This is a genomic window from Allobosea thiooxidans, assembly GCF_900168195.1.
GTDB classification, from domain to species: Bacteria; Pseudomonadota; Alphaproteobacteria; order Rhizobiales; family Beijerinckiaceae; genus Allobosea; species Allobosea thiooxidans.
Window position 1 is genome coordinate 452,789 of record NZ_FUYX01000004.1, and the last position, 15,134, is coordinate 467,922.

At 67.8% G+C, this 15,134-nt stretch carries 13 protein-coding genes; 6 read left to right on the top strand and 7 right to left on the bottom strand.

The genetic code is table 11. The annotated features are described in order from the left end of the window. Positions 1 to 113: 113 nt before the first annotated feature. Entirely contained in the window at positions 114 to 1,601 is a 1,488-nt protein-coding gene (gene pdxR, locus B5Y19_RS10375) for a MocR-like pyridoxine biosynthesis transcription factor PdxR (protein ID WP_055729844.1), read from the bottom strand. Positions 1,602 to 1,711: 110 nt separating this feature from the next. On the opposite strand from pdxR, the gene B5Y19_RS10380 reads away from it, so the two are divergent. Beyond that, complete coding sequence (locus B5Y19_RS10380; protein ID WP_079591421.1) at positions 1,712 to 2,944, top strand: benzoate/H(+) symporter BenE family transporter; 1,233 nt, start codon at positions 1,712 to 1,714, stop codon at positions 2,942 to 2,944. A gap of 57 nt (positions 2,945 to 3,001) precedes the next feature. On the opposite strand, the gene B5Y19_RS10385 is transcribed toward B5Y19_RS10380, so the two are convergent. Both B5Y19_RS10385 and B5Y19_RS10390 read right to left on the bottom strand, forming a co-directional pair. Continuing rightward, the gene (locus tag B5Y19_RS10385; protein ID WP_055729846.1) at positions 3,002 to 4,198 is read right to left on the bottom strand and encodes an amidohydrolase family protein; all 1,197 of its coding nucleotides are present in this window, start codon (positions 4,196 to 4,198) and stop codon (positions 3,002 to 3,004) included. Positions 4,199 to 4,267: 69 nt separating this feature from the next. Then, positions 4,268 to 5,491, bottom strand: coding sequence for a cyanate transporter (locus B5Y19_RS10390; protein WP_055729847.1), 1,224 nt, complete (start codon positions 5,489 to 5,491; stop codon positions 4,268 to 4,270). Between the two features lie 388 nt (positions 5,492 to 5,879). On the opposite strand from B5Y19_RS10390, the gene B5Y19_RS10395 reads away from it, so the two are divergent. From B5Y19_RS10395 to B5Y19_RS10415, 5 genes are all read left to right on the top strand, one after another. Next, positions 5,880 to 6,737 (top strand): LysR family transcriptional regulator, encoded by an 858-nt coding sequence (locus tag B5Y19_RS10395; RefSeq protein ID WP_055729848.1) that lies wholly within the window; start codon positions 5,880 to 5,882, stop codon positions 6,735 to 6,737. A gap of 126 nt (positions 6,738 to 6,863) precedes the next feature. Next, entirely contained in the window at positions 6,864 to 8,468 is a 1,605-nt protein-coding gene (locus tag B5Y19_RS10400) for an ABC transporter substrate-binding protein (protein ID WP_079591422.1), read from the top strand. Between the two features lie 7 nt (positions 8,469 to 8,475). After that, positions 8,476 to 9,417 carry an ABC transporter permease gene (locus B5Y19_RS10405; protein WP_055729850.1) on the top strand — a complete coding sequence of 314 codons (942 nt, stop codon included), beginning with the start codon at positions 8,476 to 8,478 and terminating at the stop codon, positions 9,415 to 9,417. Between the two features lie 44 nt (positions 9,418 to 9,461). Beyond that, a complete protein-coding gene (locus B5Y19_RS10410) occupies positions 9,462 to 10,283 on the top strand; it encodes an ABC transporter permease (protein ID WP_079591444.1) in 822 nt (273 codons plus the stop codon). 270 nt (positions 10,284 to 10,553) lie between these two features. Continuing rightward, a complete protein-coding gene (locus B5Y19_RS10415) occupies positions 10,554 to 11,843 on the top strand; it encodes an NAD(P)/FAD-dependent oxidoreductase (protein ID WP_079591423.1) in 1,290 nt (429 codons plus the stop codon). A gap of 43 nt (positions 11,844 to 11,886) precedes the next feature. Here B5Y19_RS10415 and B5Y19_RS10420 read toward each other — a convergent pair whose 3' ends face one another. The 4 genes from B5Y19_RS10420 to B5Y19_RS10435 form a co-directional block, all read right to left on the bottom strand. Next, complete coding sequence (locus B5Y19_RS10420; protein WP_055729737.1) at positions 11,887 to 12,852, bottom strand: 1-aminocyclopropane-1-carboxylate deaminase/D-cysteine desulfhydrase; 966 nt, start codon at positions 12,850 to 12,852, stop codon at positions 11,887 to 11,889. Between the two features lie 3 nt (positions 12,853 to 12,855). After that, positions 12,856 to 13,542 carry an amino acid ABC transporter permease gene (locus B5Y19_RS10425; RefSeq protein ID WP_055729738.1) on the bottom strand — a complete coding sequence of 229 codons (687 nt, stop codon included), beginning with the start codon at positions 13,540 to 13,542 and terminating at the stop codon, positions 12,856 to 12,858. A gap of 1 nt (position 13,543) precedes the next feature. Continuing rightward, positions 13,544 to 14,242, bottom strand: coding sequence for an amino acid ABC transporter permease (locus tag B5Y19_RS10430; protein ID WP_055729739.1), 699 nt, complete (start codon positions 14,240 to 14,242; stop codon positions 13,544 to 13,546). A gap of 79 nt (positions 14,243 to 14,321) precedes the next feature. Next, positions 14,322 to 15,113, bottom strand: a complete 792-nt coding sequence (locus B5Y19_RS10435) for an ABC transporter substrate-binding protein (protein ID WP_055729740.1) — start codon at positions 15,111 to 15,113, stop codon at positions 14,322 to 14,324. Between the last annotated feature and the right edge of the window lie 21 nt (positions 15,114 to 15,134).

Sequence of the window (15,134 nt, forward strand, 5' to 3'; positions counted from 1 at the left end):
TCGACCTCGCGCTCGTCGGCCGGGCATTCGCGCATCCCGAGCCGCCCTCCCCGATGGTCTCCGCCCCTTCGAGGCGGCCGACGAAGGCCCGACGCGGTCTTCGGCCCGACCTCTCAGCGCGTTGCCGTCCGCAGCGCATCGGCCAGCTTGCGGACCGCAACCTCGATCTCGGCAGGCGTATAGGCAGCAAAACCCATCAGGAACCCGGGCTGGCCGTTGCCCGCAGCATGGAGCGACGACAATCCCAGAAGCTCGACGCCGACGCGCTGCGCTGTGTCGACGACCATGCGTTCGGTCATCCCGCAGGTGATCGTGCAGGGCATCTGCAGACCGCCGATGGGCACCCGCGCTTCGGCGAAATCCGACAAATGCCTGTCGACGAGGCCGGCCAGCACCGCGAGCCGCTCGGCGTAGATCCCGCGCATGGCGCGGACATGCGCCCCGAAATGCCCGCCTTCGATGAAGCGGGCGAGCGTCAGCTGCGCCATCGGAGCGGAATGTCCGTCGAGCAAGGTCCGCGCTGCCGTCATCGGCTTCACGAGCTGTGGCGGCAGGACGACGTAGCCGATCCGAAGGCCCGGAAAGAGGGATTTGGTGAAGGTGCCGATATAGATGGTCCGGTCATGCGGATCGAGGCCCTGCACGCAGGCCGTCGGCTTGCCGGCATAGTGGAATTCGCTGTCGTAATCGTCCTCGATGATCCAGCCCTGATGCCGGGCCGCCCATTCGATCAGCGCCAGCCGGCGGTCGAGCGTCAGCGTCACCCCGGTCGGGAACTGGTGCGAAGGGGTGAGGAAGACCGCCCTCGCCCGGCGCGGGTCGCCGATGATCTGCTCGACCAGCAGCCCTTGATGGTCGAGGCCGATCGGGACCACCTCGAGCCCCGCCGCGTCGAACGCCCTGCGGGCGCCGTAATAGACCGGATCCTCGATGAAGATGCGCTCGGCGGGATCGAGCAGCATGGTCGCACACAGCGTCAGCGCCTGCTGCGAGCTGGTGAGGATCAGCACCCGGTCGGCCGTGGCGCGCGCGCCGCGCTCGAGATTCACATAATCGGCGACGGCACGCCGCAGCTGTTCGCTGCCCTGCGGGTCGCCGTGAAGGAGAACCTGCGTGCCGGCTTCCTTGAGCACCTGGCGCTGCAGCCGCTCCCACAGCCGCAGCGGAAAGCTGCGGGTTTCCGGCACGCCATGCGCGAAGGGTCGCGGCGACAGCAGCTCGCGAACGCCACCGCTTTGGAACACAGCGCTGCCCCGCCTGCTCAGTCTCGGAGCCTGGCTGCACGACAGCGCGCCGCGCTGGGAAGTTCGGCGCCCCGGCGAGAATTCCGTCGCCTCCGCCACGAAGCTGCCGCTGCCGACGCGCCGGTCGATAAAGCCTTCCGCATGAAGCTGGGCATAGGCCGCCTCCACCGTATCGCGCGAGACGCCGAGCGATCCGGCGAGCGCGCGCGAGGCGGGCAGCGGCTTCCCCGGTCCGAGCGTACCCGCCAGAATCAACTGGCGGATCGCCCGCTGGATCCGGGCGTGCAGAGGCATCCCCGCCTGGGCGGGATGGGCAAGCCAGGCCTTCACGGTCTCGAGCTGGGAACGCCTGAACAATGGTCTGACTGTCTTGGATGAAATGGAAGGAACGAACAGACCATCGGGCGGCTAGATGTCAAGGCATCTCACCGCCGTCGCGCCCCGTTCCCCAGAAGCCTGCCAAGACCATGCCTGTCGTCCCCTCACCCTCCCCCCTTCGCCTGGGCGACCTGCCTCATCCGGTGATCGCCGGGCTAATCTCCGTGATCGTCAATTACGGCGGCACCTTCATCCTGGTCTTCCAGGCCGCAAAGGTCGCGGGTCTCAGCCCGGAGCTGACGGCGTCCTGGGTCTGGTCCGTTTCGATCGGCGTCGGGCTGACGGGGCTTTTCCTGAGCTGGCGCCATCGCGAGCCAATCATCACGGCCTGGTCGACCCCGGCAGCAGCCTTTCTCGTCTCCGCGCTCGCGACGACGCCCTATGCCGAAGCGGTCGGAGCCTACATGATCTCGGCGGCGGCCTTCGTCGCGCTGGGGCTTTCGGGCTGCTTCGAGAGGGTCATCCGGCTGATCCCGCCCGCCATCGCCTCGGGCCTGCTCGCCGGCATCCTGCTGCAGTTCGGCATCGGCGCATTCGGCGGCGCGAATGTCGATCCGCTGCTGGTCGGTTTGCTGGTCGTCGCCTATGTCGTCCTGAAGCGCTTCTCCGCCCGCTATGCGGTGGTCGGCATCCTGATCCTCGGGCTGACCTTCCTGCTGACGCAGGATCGCGTCGACCTGTCGGGCCTGCGGCTTCAGCTCGCCGCGCCGGTCTTCACCATGCCGGCCTTCTCGCTGAACGCGCTGCTCTCGGTGGCGCTGCCGTTGTTTCTGATCACCCTCACCGGCCAGTACATGCCGGGGATGCTGGTCCTGCGGAACGACGGCTTCAAGACCAGCGCCAACCCGATCGTCACTGTGACGGGCCTCGGTTCGCTCATCATGGCCCCCTTCGGCTCCCACGCCTTCAACATCGCCGCGATCACGGCGGCGATCGCGACCGGCAAGGAGGCGCATGAGGACCCGACCAAGCGCTGGCTAGCCGGCATCGCGGCGGGCTGCTTCTATGTGCTGGTCGGGGTGTTCGGCGTCACCCTCGCCGCCGTCTTCATGGCCTTTCCCGCGACCTTCATCACGACGCTTGCGGGGCTCGCGCTGCTCGGCACGATCGGTGGCAGCCTGGCGGGCGCGATGGCCGATCCGGCCTCCCGCGAAGCGGCGCTCATCACCTTCCTGGCCTCGGCCGCGAACATCAAGCTGCTCGGCATCGGCGGGGCGTTCTGGGGGCTGCTGATCGGGTTCGCCGCCTATCTCGTGCTCAACGGCCGGCTGCCGCGCCGCGAGCGGACCGAGCTTGTGGTGGGCGAAGGCGCCGCGAAGTGAGGGACCAGCGATCGTCGCCGCGGGGCTGGCCCGCGGCGACGGCGATGTCGCCTGGCGTCAGGCGTCGAGCCCGACCGGCTTGCCGTTTCGAGCGACGATCCTGCCGCGCTTGACGACGGTCCGCTCGGCCGGGCGCGCCATGACCGCCTCGGCCAGGTTCTCGCCGGGCAGGATCACCAGATCGGCGAAGCAGCCGACGGAAAGCCCGTAATCGGGAAGCCCCATCACCTTGGCGCCGCCATAGGTGCAGACATCGAGCGCGAGCTCGACCTCTTCGTCGCGGCGGAAATTGTTGCGCAGGCCGACGAGCATCGCCCGTTCCAGCATGTCGCCCATGCCATAGGGGTTCCAGCTGTCGCGGACACCGTCCGAACCGCCGGCGATCACGACGCCGGCCTTGGTGCAGGCCATGACCGACGGCGCCGTAGAAGCGGCCGGGGCGGTGGTGACGAGCGTGATGCGCTCCTTGGCCAGCTCATCGATCAGCCTGCGGGCATGGTCGACATCCGGCATGCCCAGGCAGAAGGCATGGCTGATCGCGATCTTGCCCTGCATGCCGAGCGCGCGCGTCCGCTCGAGGATCAGATCCATCGAGAAGGCGCCCATCTCGCCGCGCTCATGCAGGTGGATGTCGATCGGGCGCCCATATTTCTGCGAAAGCGCGAAGATCGCATCGAGATGCCCCTTCGGGTCCCGGTCGACCGCGCAGGGATCGAGGCCGCCGACCACTTCCGAGCCGAGCGCCAGCGCCCGGTCGAGCAGTTCCAGCGTGCCCGGCCGGACCAGCAGGCCGGATTGCGGGAAGGCGACGATCTCGACATCGACGACATCCTTCAGCCGCTCACGCATCGCCATGACGCCCTCGATGCCGGCAAGGCCGACCTCGGTGTCGACGTCGACATGGCTGCGGATATGGGTGGTGCCCTTCCCGACCATCTGGCCGGCGAGCCGCTGCGACTGCCGATCGGGATCGAGCTTGAGCTCGCGGCGGTTGCGGCGCTCGGTCTCGATCTTCTCGATCAGGCTCGGCCCGGCCGTGTGCCGCTGCCAGCCCATGCCCCAGAAGCTCTTGTCGAGATGGGTATGCGCCTCGACCAGGCCGGGGATCATCAGGTCGCCGCCGGCGTCGAACGCCGTGGCGCCCGCAGCGGCGGCGCCGGCCCCGATCGCCGCGATCTTCCCGTCGCGGACCAGGACGTCCGTCGCCTCTCCGCCGGCAGGCCGGACGTTCCGGATCAGAAGCTCTTCAGCCATTCGCGTTTCCTCTCTCCAAGCCCGGCTTGCTGCCGGGCATATTGCCCGTTCTCCGCAAATCGCAGCGGATCACGGGCGCACAATCGCCGGTTCGTTGCCGACCGGAACATTCATCGAGCGCGCATAGCCATGCGGGACGAAGCGCAGGGACAGCAGCGCGACCAGCGCGGCACAGCCCATATGCATGAGCCAGCCCGCGGCAAAGCTGCCGCTATGGTCGCGCAGGACCGCCACGATCAAGGGAGACAGGCCGGCAAGCAGGAAGCCGCCGCCCTGCATCACCGCCGATAGCGCCCCTGCATCGGCCGGATTCTCGAGATGGTCGAGCGCGACCACCATCGAGAGGGCAAAGCTGCCGCCGAGGCCGGCACCCACCAGGACCGTCCAGCCCAGCGGGGCCAGGTTCGGCCAGAAGGCGATACCGGCAAAGCCTGTGATCTGGAGACCGAGCGCCAGCATGATCCAGGGGCGCCGATCCTGGCGGCGCGCCGCAAGCGCCGGCATGGCGAGCGCCGCAACGGCCTGACTCGCGGCCATGATGGCGAGAAGGCCGCCGCTCGCGGCGCTGGTCCAGCCGAGCGTCTGGTAATAGGGCGCGAGCCAGGCGACGATGGTGGAGTAGCCGCCATTCACCAGGCCGAAGCAGGCCATCAGGAGCCAGGTGCGCGGCCGGCGCAGCAACAGGCCCGTGCGCAACGTGCCCCTGCGCACTGCCCGGCCACGCGGCAAGGCAAAAGCGGAAAGCAGGGCGGCGAGCGCCGCCGGCACGGCGATCCAGGCCAGGCCGACATGCCAGCTGCCGGTCAGATCGGCGATAACCGGCGAAGCCTGCGCCCCCAGCGCCCCGCCGCCCATCAGCATGGCCGAGTAGAGTCCCATCACGACGGCGACCTGATGCGGGAAATGCGCCTTGATGATGCCGGGGAAGACGGCCTGCACGACAGCGACGCCAATGCCGCAGAAGGCAGCCGTCGCAATCAGCGCATATCCGTTGCCGACGACCAGGCGCAGGGCCGAGGCCACGCAAAGGACGAGCAGCGCGCCGATGACGGCCGCCCGCGCGCCCGTCACACGCTCGAGCCAGCTGCCGGCCAGGGCACAGACGCCCATCAGCACCATCGGTACAAGGGTGAAGAGCGACATGCTCCGGTAGTCGAGGCCGGTCGCCTCCTGGATGCGCGATGTCAGCGGCCCGATGCCGGTGAGGAACGGCCTGAGATTCAGGCCGACCAGTACGACCACGGCCAGCAGCAGCAGGCGCGACGGGGCGGAATTGATCTTCGTGGCGCTCATGCGGGCCCGGCCAGCCTCCGCTTCCGCGCTGCTTGGAGGTCGCCGGCCATTTCCGGACATGCCGGCAGGCCGCCCATATTCATCGGCCACTCCGGGAACGGGCTTCGCAGCGGGAAGGGCCGCAGCGGAAAAGCAGATGCGCGGATCGAGAAGGATCTGAGCAATTCCGCCTCCTGCCTTGCCTTCTGGCGCGGGTGCCACTGGGCCGGAGCGCCGCGCGTCCGTGTCCGATGTCCCGCCGCTCGAGCGCGACCGCCCTGAAAACTAGATAAGGGAGGCTACGCGCCATATGAAAATTAAATATCTGGATGCACATCAATGAATCTGTGAATGATCAGGACCTCGCTCCGACCATCAGGCCGGAGGTCATCAGCGGCCCGGTTTCCCCATGCTCGACCCACGCCTCCTGCGCTCCTTCGCGGCGATCGCCGACACCGGCAGCTTCACCCAAGCCGCCGAGCGGCTGAACATGACGCAATCGACCATCAGCCAGCAGCTCGCCCGTCTCGAAGAGGCGGTCGGGCTCGAACTGATCGACCGCGTCGCGCGCCCGGTCCGGCCGACGGCGTCGGGCGAACGCCTGCTGGGATATGCCCGTCGCATCCTGGCGCTGCAGCAGGAAGCGGAGGCGATGCTCGGCGACCCTGCCGGCACCGCCTCGGTCCGCATCGGCGTGCCCGAGGACATCGTTACGGATGCCATGGCGAAGGTCTTCGCCAGCTTCGCCCGGCAGCATCGCGAGATCCGGCTCGACGTCTTCGCCGGCCTCAGCCGCGACCTGACGAAGCGCTACCGCGCCGGCGAACTCGACATCACCATCGTCAAGGAGGCCGCCGCCAGCTCGGACCACCGCGCGACCTTCCCGGAAGCCATGGCCTGGTTCGAAAGCCTCGACGCGCCGGCGACATGGCCGGACCCGCTGCCGCTGGTCGCCTTCCCGCCCGGCGGGCTCTATCGCGAGGCGATGTTCGAGCGGATCGAGCGCGAGCGGCGGCGCTGGTACATCGCCTTCTCGGGAAGCAGCCTGCACAACGTGCTCGTTGGCGTCGAGGCCGGGCTCGGCCTGTCACTGCTGCCGATCGAGGCCGCCGCCGGCCGGCGCGTCCGGCCCTATGCCCCCTTCGGCAAGGAACCCGCAATGGTGATCTCGATCTACTCCTGGGAGCAGAGCGGGCCGATCGCGGAACTGGTCGAGAATATGAGCGCGGTGCTGGCCGAGCGGTTCAGCACCGGCGCGCAGCTATGACGGGCCACGCCAAGCGGCATCCAAATATCAAATAACTGGCATTGTGTAATTTAATTTGCGCATACCGAACGCCGCATCATGATCGCTCCCCAACAAGACCGATAACGGGGAGGAAACATGATGAGGATGAACCGTCGCGACGTCCTGAAGCTTGCCGCTCAGTCGGCAGTGTTCGCCCAATTGGCTCCGATCTTCACCGCGCCGGCCCAGGCCGCCGGCAAGAAGGAGCTGCGCTATATTCCCGAAGCCGACCTGAACATCCTCGACCCGGTCTGGAGCACCTCGACCATCGTCGCGGTCTACGGCCATATGGTGTTCGACACGCTCTATGGCTTCGACAAGGACTACAACGTCCATCCGCAGATGGCCGAGGGGCACAGCGTCTCGGACGACAAGCTGCAATGGACGGTCAAGCTGCGCGACGGCCTGCAATTCCATGACGGCCAGCCGGTTCTGGCGAAGGACTGCGTCGCGAGCATCCAGCGCTGGGGCAAGCGCGACTTCATGGGCAGCGCGCTCCTATCCGTGGTCGAGACGCTGACCGCGGTCGACGACCGCACGCTCCAGTTCAAGCTCAAGAAGCCGTTCCCGCTGCTGCCGATGACGCTGGCGACGAGCGGCTCGAACATGCCGGCAATGATGCCAGAGCGGCTGGCCCAGACCTCGCCGAACGAACAGGTCCGCGAGAGCATCGGCAGCGGCCCCTACCGCTTCGTCAAGGAGGAGTGGGTCTCCGGCTCGAAGGCCGTCTTCGAGAAATTCGCGGGCTACAAGCCGCGCAGCGACAGCTTCCCGCCCTCCTATACGGCCGGGCCGAAGATCGCGCATTTCGACCGGGTCGTCTGGAACATCATCGCCGACGCCTCGACCGCCGCCGCCGCGCTGCAAGCCGGCGAAGTCGACATCATCGAAATGGTCGGCGCCGACTTCCTGCCCGTGCTCAAGGCCGAACCGAGCGTTCAGCTGCTGCCGCGCTCGACGCCCAACTTCGCGATCATGCGCTTCAACCACCTGCAGCCCCCGTTCAACAACCCGGCGATCCGGCAGGCCCTCCTCAAGGCCATCGACCAGCGAGCGATCATGGCCGGCACGTTCGGCGAGGAGAACAAGGCGTTCTGGCAATTCGGCGTCGGCTATTTCAGCCCGGATTCGCCGATGGCGAACAAGGCCGGGCTCGAGGCCTTCACCAGCCCGCGCGACTTCAAGAAAGCTGCCGCGGAGATCAAGGCCGCCGGCTACGATGGCGAGCCGGTCGTAGTGCTCGACCCGGTCGATTATCCCTGGACCCATCCCTGCACCCTGCTCGCCGCCGATACGCTGAAGAAGGTCGGGCTGAACGTCGACATCCAGGCCATGGACTGGGGCACGCTGATGCAGCGGCGCCAGAGCCAGGAACCGCCGGGCAAGGGCGGCTGGAACATCTTCCTGACCGCGCTGTCGGGCATGAGCAACTTCAACCCGGTCGGCCATATCGGCCTGCGCGGCAACGGCAAGGACGCCTGGGTCGGCTGGCCGACGGCGCCGCGCCTCGAAGAGCTGCGCCAGCAATGGCTCGACGCACCGGACGAGGCCGCGCAGAAGAAGATCTGCGAGGAGATCCAGAAGCAGGCGCTGGTCGACGTTCCCTATATCCCGCTCGGCGCCTTCGCGACGGTGAGCGGCTACAGTAACAACCTGACCGACATCCAGCTGCAGCGGCCGCTCTTCACCACGATGAAGACGAAGGGCTGAGGGGCAGATGCTCTCCCATGTCCTCCGCCGCCTGGCCGCGTCGCTGCCGGTGATGGGCTTCGTCGCGCTGTTCGTCTTCGGGCTGCTCTATCTGGCGCCTGGAGACCCGGCGGCGCTGATGGCCGGCGACCAGGCGACGGCCGCGGACATCGCCCGCATCCGAGCCACGCTCAAGCTCGACGACCCGTTCCCGATCCGCTTCGGGAACTGGGTCTGGAGCCTGCTGCACGGCGATCTCGGCCTGTCGCTCTTCACCAACCAGCCGGTCGCCAAGATGATCGCGCAGCGGCTGGAGCCGACCTATCTGCTGATGCTGATGACGCTCGTCATCTCGGTGGCCGTCGCGCTCCCGATCGGCGTGATCGCGGCCTGGAAGCACAATACCGCGAAGGACCGCATGGTGATGGTGTTCGCCGTGCTGAGCTTCTCCGTGCCGTCCTTCGTCGTCGGCTATCTGCTCGCCTTCGTCTTCGGTCTCACCCTGCGCTGGCTGCCGGTGCAAGGTTATGTGCCGCTCTCGAACGGGATCTGGCCAGCGGTCCGCAGCCTGATCCTGCCGGCGGCGGCGCTCGGCAGCGTCTATATCGGCCTCCTCGCCCGCATCACCCGCGCGACCATGCTCGAGGTGCTCCAGCAGGATTATGTCCGCACCGCCCGCGCCAAGGGCGTCGAGAACCGCATGGTCCTGTTCAAGCATGCGCTGAAGAACTGCTCGGTGCCGATCATCACCACCATCGGCAGCGGCGTCGCCCTGCTGATCGGCGGCGCCATCGTCACCGAGACCGTCTTCGCCATCCCCGGCCTCGGCCGCCTGACGGTCGATGCCATCCTGCGGCGCGACTACCCCGTCATCCAGGGCGTCATCCTGCTGTTCAGCTTCATGTACGTGCTGGTGAACCTGCTAGTCGACATGCTCTACACCGTCTTCGATCCGAGGATCCGCTATTGACCGCCCTTTCCTCTCCCGCCCCGGCGGCGCGGCGGCCCGGCTGGATGCAGCGCGCCGCCTCGCACCCCAACATCGCCGGCGGCCTCGCCGTGCTCGCCCTGCTGATCCTGGTCGCGATCTTCGCGCCCTGGCTCGGCACCAAGGATCCGACGGCGGTCTCTGCCTTCGACCGCGCCAAGCCGCCGTCGGCCGCCTTCTGGTTCGGCACCGACCTGCTCGGGCGCGACCTCTACTCGCGCGTCCTCTACGGCACGCGGGTCTCGCTCATCGTCGGCTTCTCGGTGGCGCTCGGCTCGACCATCCTCGGCGTGCTGATCGGCGTCTTCGCCGGCTTCATGCACCGCTTCGACGCCATCGTGATGCGGGTGATGGACGGGCTGATGGCGATCCCCTCGATCCTGCTCGCCATCGCCCTGATCGCGCTCAACCGCGCCTCGATCTGGAACGTCATCCTGGCCGTGACGATCGCCGAGACACCACGGGTCGTGCGCCTCATCCGCGGCGTGGTGCTCTTCCTGCGCGAGGAGCTCTATGTCGAGGCGGCCCGCTCCTGCGGGGCGAGCATCCCCTGGCTCGTCTTCCGCCACATCCTGCCCAACACCTTCGCGCCGATCGCGGTCCAGGCCACCTATATCTGCGCGGTCGCGATCCTGGCCGAAGCGGCGCTGTCCTTCATCGGCGCCGGCGTGCCGCCCTCGACCCCGTCCTGGGGCAACATCATGGCCGAGGGCCGCTCGCTCTGGCAGATCAAGCCGTACATCATCTTCTTCCCGGCGCTGTTCCTGTCGATCACCGTGCTCGCCATCAACATGCTGGGCGACGGCCTGCGCGATGCCCTCGATCCGCGCATGCGCAAGCGGATGTAATCCCGGACGCCTCCCCGGGGAGCCTGCGCCAGCCCCGGCGCCGAGCTGCTCTCCACGGCGCGACTCGCCCCTCCGCATCGACACCGGAGGGGCTTTTTTTGCCCGCCACATTCGCTGGCGATGCCGGACCGAAAGCGGCCGCCGCTGCGCCACACCTGCCTGACCTGCCTGGAGAAAGCGCATGGCGGCGTTCTGCCTGCTCGCGGACGACGCGCCCGTCGGCTACGAAGATGATCGCCTCTTCACGATCATCCGAGGAGCCACATCGCCATGGCCGAAGCCGAAGCCACCCCGGTCGCCCACCACCTCGTCGTCGTGGGAGCAGGTTTCGCCGGGCTGCAGCTCGTGCGCGATCTCAAGGGCGCAGGCCTGCGGATCACGCTGATCGACCAGCGCAACCACCACCTCTTCCAGCCCCTGCTCTACCAGGTCGCCACCACCATCCTCGCCACCTCCGAGATCGCCTGGCCGATCCGGCGGCTGTTCCGCGAGCGAGCCGACGTCACCACCTTGCTGGCCGAGGTCGCGGGCGTCGATACGGAGCGCCGGCAGGTGCTGCTCGAGGATGGCTCGGCGATCGGCTACGACACGCTGGTGCTCGCGACCGGGGCACGCCATTCCTATTTCGGGCGGGACGAATGGGCGGCGCTGGCGCCCGGCCTGAAGACGCTGGAGGATGCGACCACGATCCGGCGGCGGATGCTGCTGGCCTTCGAGCAGGCCGAGCGCGAGACCGATCCGGAAAAGAGGCGGGCATTGCTGACCTTCGCCGTGATCGGCGCCGGCCCGACCGGTGTTGAATTGGCCGGGATCATCGCCGAGCTTGCGAAGCAGATCCTCTGGCAGGAATTCCGCCATATCGACACCCGGGATGCCCGCATCCTGCTGATCGAGGCCGGCCCGCGGATCCTGGCCGCGTTTCCGGAGACATTGTCGGATTATGCGAGGGCAGCGTTGCAGAAGCTCGGCGTCGAGGTTCTGCTCGGCCGAGCGGTTTCTGAAATCAGCGCCGAGGGCGTGACGATCGGCGAGGAGTTCGTCGGCTGCCGCACCGTCGTCTGGGCGGCGGGCGTCGCAGCCTCGCCCGCCGCCGCCTGGCTCGGCATCCCGGCCGACCGGGCCGGGCGCGCCAGCGTCGATGCCAGCCTGAACGCGCCCGGACGGCCGGAAATCTTCGTCATCGGCGACACCGCCGCGGTGGCAACGGCCGATGGCAAGCCGGTGCCCGGCATCGCGCCGGCCGCCAAGCAGCAGGGCGCCTATGTCGCACGCGTGATCCGCGCCCGGTTGGCCGGAGCGCCGCCACCGGCCCCCTTCCGCTACCGCCATCAGGGCAACCTCGCCACCATCGGCAAGAGCGCGGCGGTGGTGGATTTCGGCTGGCTTCACCTGCGCGGATGGATCGCCTGGTGGTTCTGGGGCGTCATCCACATCTTCTTCCTGATCGGCGCGCGCAGCCGCGTCGCCGTCGCCTGGAGCTGGTTCTGGACCTTCATCTCCGGCCAGCACAGCGCCCGGCTGATCACGCAGGGCCAGAAGGGGCGGGACGCCGGTCCTTGAGACCCCGCCCTTCAACCAAGCGGAAAACCGGATCGAGGCCGACCTAACCCGCCTGCTGCGCGAAAAGCGCCGGCACACCGCCGGTGTGCAGCACGCAGGCCGGCTCGTCCGGCGCGATCGCGCCCTGCCTCACCTGCCGCAGGAGGGAAGCGAAGGTCTTGGCGACATAGGTCTGCTCGAGAACCAGCGCCTCATGGGTCGCGAAAAAGGCGGCCGCATCGCGCGATGACGATGTGGCCACGCCATAGCCGGCCCCCAGCTCGTCCATGTCCATGCGTACCGTCGCCATCGGATCCTTCGGCGGGACGATGCCGGTGCGCGCCTGCAGCTCTTTCACCAGTGTCGCGACGCGCCTGCGCAGCTCCTCCTCCGGATACTCGACGCTGACGAGATGGACCGTCCACGGCGCGCCGATCACGGCGGAGCCGAAGATGAACCCGGCCTCGGTCGGCCCCATCGAGCCCGGCAGCAGCACATGGCGCAGGTCGAGCGCCCCCACCTGCTCGGCAAGCTCTTGGGCCGCACGCACATAGCCCAGCGCGGCGACGACCGGATTCCCGATCAGATAGGGTCGGCGCCCATGCGCGCGCAGCTCTTCGACGACCTGGGCGGCACGCCTTCCTCTCTCCACCTCGGTCACCGGCCCGAGCCAGCGGATGCGGGCTCCGAACAGGCGCGTGAGCATGGCATTGCCGCCGAGCGCTCCCGGCTCGTCGCCGGCATAGAGAACGAGCGTCTCAATGCCCATCCTGGCGCCGGCGGCGGCGACGAGGCGGCATTGGTTTGAGGCCGGAGCGCCGGCGACGACCAGCATGTCGCCCCCCGTCGTCGCGGCCTCGCCGAGCCAGTATTCGAGGCTGCGGACCTTGTTGCCGCCGAGCCCGAGCGACATCACGTCGTCGCGCTTGATCCAGAGCCCGTCATGCCCGACGGCCGCGCCTGCTCGGGCCATGCGTTCGAGCGGAGTCGGGCCGGCGAGAAGTTCGATCCGGGGGATTCTGTCAAGCATCGGTCAGTCGAGCTCCGTGGGCCGGGCCGAACCGACGCGCTTCTCCATCCAGCGCGCGAAGCGCAGCACGGGATAGCAATAGAGGAAGTAGATCGCGGCGATCACCCCGTAGATGAACAGGATGTCGCGCGGGTAGCGCAGGATCGCGATCTCACCCTGGCGCGTCAGCTCGGAGATGCCGACAACCGACAGGATGGCGGTGCTCTTGATGATCATCACATAGACGCCGCTCATCGGCGCAACCGTGAGCTTGAGCGCCTGCGGCAGGACGACGTGCCAGAGCCGCTGCAGCCTGGTCATGCCGACCGCGGTCGCGGCCTCCGACTGGCCGACGGGCACGGCGTCGATGGCGCTCGCCACGATCTCGGCGACGTAGCTGGAGGTGTAGATCGACAGCGCGACGAAGGCGGCCGTGCGCGAATCCCAGCTCAGCCAGGAAATGCCGGTGTTCGGCAGCACGAAATAGAACAGGTAGAGCTGCACCAGGAAGGGCGTGCCGCGCAGGCAATGGATATAGGCGCCCAGCAACCCGGTGAGCCCGGCGACACGCTGGCTCCGGATCACCCCGATCAGGAAGCCGAGCAGCGAGCCGGCGACGACGCCGACCAGCGAGACGATCAGCGTCTCCAGGAAGCCCTTCCAGAGGAAGGGGGCCAGCGCGACGACGATATTCCAGTAGCGCTCGACCATCTCAGCGCCCCCCTGCATTCCAGGCGGGGCCGGCGAGCGCGGCGCGTGCCTTGTTGGTCAGGAGCAGCACGACCAGGTAGATCGCGAGATAGCCAAGCGCGATGGTCAGGAAGCTCTCATTGGGCCGCACGCGCTCGCTGTTGAGCAGGATGCCGGCGCTGGTGAACTCGAACACCGTGATGATCGACAGGAGCGAGGTGTCCTTGATCAGCACCGCCGTCTGCCCGAGCAGGGGCGGCAAGGTGATGGCGAAGGCCTGTGGCAGCACGACGTAGCGCAGCCGCTGGGGATAGGTCATGCCAAGCCCCTTGGCCGCCTCGAACTGGCCGCGCGGCACGGATTCGATCCCGGCGCGGATGATCTCGCCCATATAGGGGGCGCTGTTGAGCGTCAGCGCGGCGACGCCGAACGCCATGTCGCTCCAGCTCTTGGCGAAGGGCAGAAGCGCCGGCAGGCCGTAATAGACGAGGTAGATCTGCACCAGCAGAGGGGTGGCGCGGATGAAGGCGACATAGGCCGCCACGGGCCGGCGCAGCCATGCCTTCTTCGACAGCATCACGAGTGCGATCAGGATGCCGAGCAGGACGGAGAGCACGAGGCTGATCCCCGCGGCGGTCAGCGTCGCGGCCATGCCCGTGGCGAAGCGGTCGAGATACTGCGCCACGATCTTGTAGTTGTAGAAGTCTAGGATCCAGCTCATCCCGGCCCGTTCGCGTCAGGATCGCGGCGCGAGACGGCCGCAAGGACGGGCCGGCCCGGGGAGGGCCGGCCCGCTCGTCTTACTTGTGGTCCTTTTCCCAGGCGCTGCTGTTCCACCAATACTCGACCTGCTTGTCGAGGCGGCGATCGGCGGTGATCAGCTCGACATAGTTGTCCAGCCAATGCTTGAGATGGAAGTGATTGGCCTGGACGGCGAAGGCCAGCGGCTCGCGGGTGATGACGCCGTCGAGGATCTTCAGGTTGCCGAATTCGCGCACGAAATTCGAGACGTTGCCGAGATCGGAGACGGCGCCATCGAGGCGGCCTGCCGACAGGGCCTGCGCCACGGCCGCGGTGCCGCCGGCGAACTCCTTGAGCGTGGCCTGCGGCATGAAGCGCTTGATCGCCTCGCCATAGGAGCTGGCCTGGGTGGCGCCGAGGTTCAGCCCGCTCTTGTTGAGGTCCTGAAAGCTCTTGGCCGGGGAATCCTTCAGCGCGACCGCCACGGTCTCCTGGTAGAACATCGGGCGCGAGAACAGCAGTTGTGCGGCACGCTGCGGGGTGGGCGTCATGTCGGCGGCGATCATGTCGACCTTGCCGGCCTGAAGCGCGGGGATGAGGCCCTTCCAGTCATAGTCCTGGAACACGACCTTCACGCCGAGATCGGTCGCCATCATCTTGGCCAGCTCGACCGCAAGGCCGGTGCGCTCGCCCTTCTTGTTGACGAAGCTGACGGGCGCGCCCTGCGACTGCACGGCCACGCGCAGCTCGCCGCGCTTGAGAATCTCGTCCATCTCGTCCGCCTTGGCGGCGCCGGCGATGCCGAGGCAGGCCGCCACGACGCCAAGAAATGTCTTGCGCAAGTTCAACATGACCGTTCTTCCCTCTCCAGG